Source organism: Paraburkholderia sp. (assembly GCF_034668105.1).
Lineage (GTDB): Bacteria > Pseudomonadota > Gammaproteobacteria > Burkholderiales > Burkholderiaceae > Paraburkholderia.
Window position 1 is genome coordinate 1 of record NZ_JAXDPY010000252.1, and the last position, 4,663, is coordinate 4,663.

General features: G+C 63.4%; 6 protein-coding genes. 1 reads left to right on the forward strand and 5 read right to left on the reverse strand.

What is annotated here, in order from left to right:
- The 5 genes from QOC89_RS11780 to QOC89_RS11800 all read right to left on the reverse strand — a co-directional run.
- Nucleotides 1-359 (reverse strand): MFS transporter (locus QOC89_RS11780; protein ID WP_323045180.1); only part of this gene is annotated, 359 nt, incomplete at its 3' end.
- A 262-nt stretch (nt 360-621) separates the two neighbouring features.
- A complete protein-coding gene (locus tag QOC89_RS11785) occupies nt 622-1,386 on the reverse strand; it encodes a phosphocholine cytidylyltransferase family protein (RefSeq protein ID WP_323045176.1) in 765 nt (254 codons plus the stop codon).
- A 26-nt stretch (nt 1,387-1,412) separates the two neighbouring features.
- Nucleotides 1,413-2,432: a flippase-like domain-containing protein gene (locus tag QOC89_RS11790; protein ID WP_323045177.1), complete on the reverse strand. Its 1,020-nt coding sequence runs from the start codon at nt 2,430-2,432 to the stop codon at nt 1,413-1,415.
- Entirely contained in the window at nt 2,429-3,250 is an 822-nt protein-coding gene (locus QOC89_RS11795) for a 2OG-Fe(II) oxygenase (protein ID WP_323045178.1), read from the reverse strand. Before QOC89_RS11795 ends, QOC89_RS11790 begins: the two co-directional genes overlap by 4 nt.
- Nucleotides 3,247-3,942: a CDP-alcohol phosphatidyltransferase family protein gene (locus QOC89_RS11800; protein WP_323045179.1), complete on the reverse strand. Its 696-nt coding sequence runs from the start codon at nt 3,940-3,942 to the stop codon at nt 3,247-3,249. The genes QOC89_RS11795 and QOC89_RS11800 overlap by 4 nt, the downstream gene beginning before the upstream one ends.
- A gap of 254 nt (nt 3,943-4,196) precedes the next feature.
- Between QOC89_RS11800 and QOC89_RS11805 the strand changes: the two genes are divergently transcribed.
- Nucleotides 4,197-4,631: a hypothetical protein gene (locus QOC89_RS11805; RefSeq protein ID WP_323045181.1), complete on the forward strand. Its 435-nt coding sequence runs from the start codon at nt 4,197-4,199 to the stop codon at nt 4,629-4,631.
- Nucleotides 4,632-4,663: the final 32 nt, after the last annotated feature.

The window sequence follows — 4,663 nt, forward strand, 5'->3', positions numbered from 1 at the left end:
ATGCGCCCCACCGGCACCATCATCGCGCCGCCGACGCCTTGCACGAAACGCGCAACCACGAATGTGTCCAGCGAAGTGGACGCCGCGCACATCAGCGAGCCGGCCATGAAGATGCCGATTGCCGTGCGAAACACCGTGCGCGAACCGAAGCGGTCGGCGACCCAGCCGCAAATGGGAATGAAGACGCCAAGGCCGATGACATATGCCGTCACGGCGAGCTTGAGGGTAATGGGATCCTGGCCAAGATCGCGTGCCAGAACCGGCAGCGACGTCACGATGACCGTGCCGTCCATGTTTTCCATGAACATCGCACATGCGACGATCAGCGGAACGATGAAAGTGCCTAAAGCGAGAGGCATTGGCATGACGACGGGTTGCAGGTCCGCCGGTGTAAAGCGGCGATTATCGCATTGCATCGACAACAGATGTTGCGAATGCGATGCCTTTTCGCACTCGCACGCTTGCCGCGCGGCTACCCGCGACCAATCGTTGCGCGCGCAACGAGGCTACATGGACTACGAAAAACAGCGTGGGAAAGAAGCGAAAAAAGACGCGATGGTGAGCCGGGCGTACCGACGGCTCACCATGCAATGCAGCACCCGTTCCGGAATGGAGCGGGATTTAACGCGATGCGCTGACCAGCGGTTGCAGCTGCGGCAGAATCTCGGTGCTTGCGCGCGCCACGTCGTTCGGGAAGTCGATCTCGATCCACGGCGAGCCGGTCACGTCGGCCGTATCGAACACCTGGCTACCCTCCAGCAGCAGGTCGCGCACCGCTTCTTCGTGCGGCAGGTTGGACCGGCCGCTCTCCACGTAGCCCGCGACGATCTGCGTGAAACGTTGCGCGGTTTCCCGACGGAAGCGGAAGAAGCCCACCGACTCGCCGATGGTGTCGTACTCGAGATTGACGGCCAACTGCTTGCGCAATTCGACCGGCACGCCGTCTTTCAGGCACAGCTTGACGGGTTCGTCGCCGGCTTCGAAATCGCGGTCGATCAACAGCCGATTGACCGTTTCGCCCGCTACCAGCGCACTCAGAATGCGCTCGTCGTAAAGCACGTCGGCATCCATCAGCAGCACGTCGCCGCCGCGCGTCAGCGCCTCGGCCACCGTATGCACCGTCAGCACGCTACCCAGGTCGTAGCGCGGGTTCAGCACGGTTTCCACCTGATGCGGCCAGTTGATCCGCTCCAGTTCCGCCTGCACCGATTCCGGCTGGAAACCGAGCGCCAGTACGACCTCCGCCACACCGGCGGTTTCAAGCATGTGCAGATGCCGTTCGAGCAGGCTCATACCGTCGAACTGCAACAGGCACTTCGGGAACTGTGCCTGCGGCGGTTGCTGGAGACGCAGGCCGAGGCCCGCTGCGAGGATGATGGCACGCATGCGCAGTCCTTGAAAAAATACGGAGTTTAATCGACAACCGGCACGCGCGCGGTGGCGCGCCGCCGTTGCCAGTTTCGTTCGCTGAAGTGCAAAACCAGTAGACCCGGCAAACCCAGCAGGATCTCCCTCGCGCGCTTGGCGAGCGACAACGCCAGCGCCGCCTCCGGCGGCAAGCCCACGATCGGCGCGAGCAGCAGATAACCGCCTTCCTGCACGCCCAGCGAACCGGGGATCATGAAGGCTGCCCCGCGAATCGCCTGCCCGAGACTTTCGAGCAGCAGTGCATCGACCCAGTCGACCGGATGGCCGAGAAAGCGCAACGCGAGCCACACCTCGACCGTGCCGACAATCCAGCCCGCCAGACTCAGCGCGAAGCTCGCCGCGACGCGGCCGCGCTCGCGGTACATCGCCTGCACGGCGGCGTCGACGGCTTCGGCGCGGGTCATCAGCGACGACCAGTCGCGCTTGCCGAACACCTTGGATAGCATGCCCAGCAAACGGCCAAACAGGCCGCGGTGCTGCGCATAATAGAATCCCGCGATCATCGCGCCCAGCACGCCGGTCGCAATGAGTGTGGCGGTTCGCAGATCGTGAAGCGCGCCGTGCGCGGCGTAAGCGCCGAACAGCAGCAGCCCGAGCAGCGCGAAGACGATTTGCGCGAGCGCCTGCGCGGTGGTGCTGACGGTGATCGCGGCGGCCGCGTCGCGCATGCGCATGCCGCGCTGGGACAGTTGCCGCACCATCACCACCGGGCCGCCGATCTGACCGGCCGGCAACAGGCTATTCACCGATTCGCCGATCCAGCGGGCGAACAATGCGTCGCGCAGCGTGGCGTCGTGATGGACACCGTCGCGCTGGCGCTGGAACAGCACCGAAATCGCGCCGGCGTCGAGCACCAGCGGCACGAGGTGGAACGCCGCGACGAGCACGAGCCCCCAGCCGGCCGCGGCCAGCGCCGAGGCGACCGAGCCGAAACCCTGCCACGCGAGCAGGCCGACAAAAAGTGCCGTTCCGATCGACAGCAGAATCAGGGCTGCGCGTGTCATGCGTGGGCCTTGCCGCGCTTCGTCATTTGACGGAACACCTGGCGGAATCCAAAGTACGCGATCGCGTCTTTCATGTTCGAGATGAAACGGCGCCACGGGCGCATGTTCGGGTTGGTGACGTATTCGAAAGTCAGCGACACGCGCAGTTCGTTCGCCCCGGCCGGCGTGATGCGATGACGCAGCTTGTCGCCGTCGAAGAACACCAGGCCGCCCGGCGGAATCTGCACCGAGCCCGGCTGGTCCGGCACGTCCGGATTGCGCGTGTGCAATTCATAATCGAGCCGGCACGACGATTCGTCGATCACGCCGAGTAGCAACGTATAGCGGCGGCCGTCGTAGTACGAAGTATCGTAGTGCCAGCCGATGTGGTCGCCGGCGCGCGTGTAGTAGTACAGCGCATAGGCGTGCGGATCGTCCGCGGGTGAGACCTGGAGCTTGTCGCCGCTTAGTTGCTCGAGCCAGCCGATCAATTCCTTCGATCGATACAGCTCGGCGATGAACGGCGCGAGACGGTCGATCGTATGGCGGCTCACGCTGCCGCCCTGCTTGTGCCCCGGCAGATAGTTGCGATTGACTTCGTCTAGCAGACCTCGCGCGCTCTGAACGAGCTGGGTGGTGACTTCGGGTGCGAGGAAATCTTCCAGGTACAGGAACGCGCCCTGATCGGCGAATTCCCGCGAGAAACGCCGTGTGTCGAACGTGCGCGTGCGACTCGCAACGGCGCGGTCGGCGTTCGGCGCAGGCGCGCTCGGCGCCGACGCGGATGAACGTTCAGTGGAAATCGATGCGACCACGTCGTCTTCGGCGTGCATACTCATTCGCTGGCCCACATTTGACTGGTGTCAGACGCCTTGGCGGGGGCGACCGCCGAGCGTGCGGCGCGGCGCGCGATGCGCCAGTAGTCGACCACCACCCAGGCAGCAAAGAGCGGCGCGCCGATCGACGCGACCACCACGAACGGTGTAACGACGCTTGTCAGCGTGACGATGGGCAGCAGATACAGCACGTCCTCGGTTTCGAACCCACCCACCGACGCCTGTTTGGTACCCGCCTTGCCCGCCATGTCTTCGATGCGCATGCGCAGGAAGAAAATCAATGCGATTGCGATGCCGGCCACGGCACCCAGCCATCCGGGAGCAATGTTCAACGAGCCGACATGCGTCGACCCGATACCCATGCCGACGAACAACATGACGGTCACGAGCGCGTCGCAGGCCAGGTCGTAAAAATGACCGATCCGGCTCGACTTGCCGCCGATGCGCGCGAGTTCGCCATCCGTGTGGTCCACGAAGTTCGACAGCACGATCAGAAAGGCGCCCGAGTTAGCCCAGGCAAAGCCCCCGCGCGCGAGGCAAAACGCGCCGGCGAGCCCAATCAGGAGACGCAGCGTGGTGAGGTGGTTCGGCGTGACCCAGGTGTGGACGAGCGGCGTGACGAGTCGGCGGGCCAGCCTGGCATCCCATGTTCTGGGGGCCGGAACGTTAGTTGGAATTGATGGTCGCGAATTCATAACCCGGAAATATATACGGGATCGCCAAAGCTTGCTTTATTCCTTAACGTTTTCTGAAGGACGAGGCATCTCCGACGCGTGCCAGGCCGACGGCAAAACTTGGCGAATCACGTTAAAGTGCGAATCCAGTTGCGCCTGTCATGCCGCATCACTTCGATGCGCAACGTCTTTCGGGCCGCGAGCGATTGCCGCCGCTACCCGTTGCGAACACACTACGCACTACTTCGAATACGTACGGCTCGCCATTCACGCCTATGAAACGCTTCTTTTCGTGTGTACTCCTTGCGCTGGCCGCCATCACGCTGCCGCTCGCCAGCTCCGCCGCGGCCCTCGATGCGCCGCTGAACTGCAATGAGAGCGGTCATCAGTTCATCGCCGATCTCGCCCAGCAGCAGATGATCGATCCGAAACCGACGCGGGTCGAAAGCAACTCCATCAATGCGTTTTCGCCCGTGCACGGTGCTGATTTGACCGCGTTTGGGTTTCGCATTTTTGCGGTGGTCGGCTACGAAAAAGACGATCCGCTGTTTCGCGTCGGCGACGGTGAACCGGTGGCCCGCTCGGCCTACGGCGTTGTGGTGTTCGGCAGCGAATCCAAGGTGCAGAGCGCACTGGCCGAAGCCGGCAGCACGGCGATCGTGCATCGCGTGGCACCGCTCGTGACGGCGATTTTCTGCAAGCGGAGTTGAGCGGCCAATTCATACGCCAACTAAGGGGAAAC

Coding starts and splice junctions, on each gene's coding strand:
- QOC89_RS11795 (WP_323045178.1), bottom strand. CDS start 3,250: ATGAGTATGCACGCCGAAGACGACGTGGTCGCATCGATTTCCACTGAA.
- QOC89_RS11785 (WP_323045176.1), bottom strand. CDS start 1,386: ATGCGTGCCATCATCCTCGCAGCGGGCCTCGGCCTGCGTCTCCAGCAA.
- QOC89_RS11805 (WP_323045181.1), top strand. CDS start 4,197: ATGAAACGCTTCTTTTCGTGTGTACTCCTTGCGCTGGCCGCCATCACG.
- QOC89_RS11790 (WP_323045177.1), bottom strand. CDS start 2,432: ATGACACGCGCAGCCCTGATTCTGCTGTCGATCGGAACGGCACTTTTT.
- QOC89_RS11800 (WP_323045179.1), bottom strand. CDS start 3,942: ATGAATTCGCGACCATCAATTCCAACTAACGTTCCGGCCCCCAGAACA.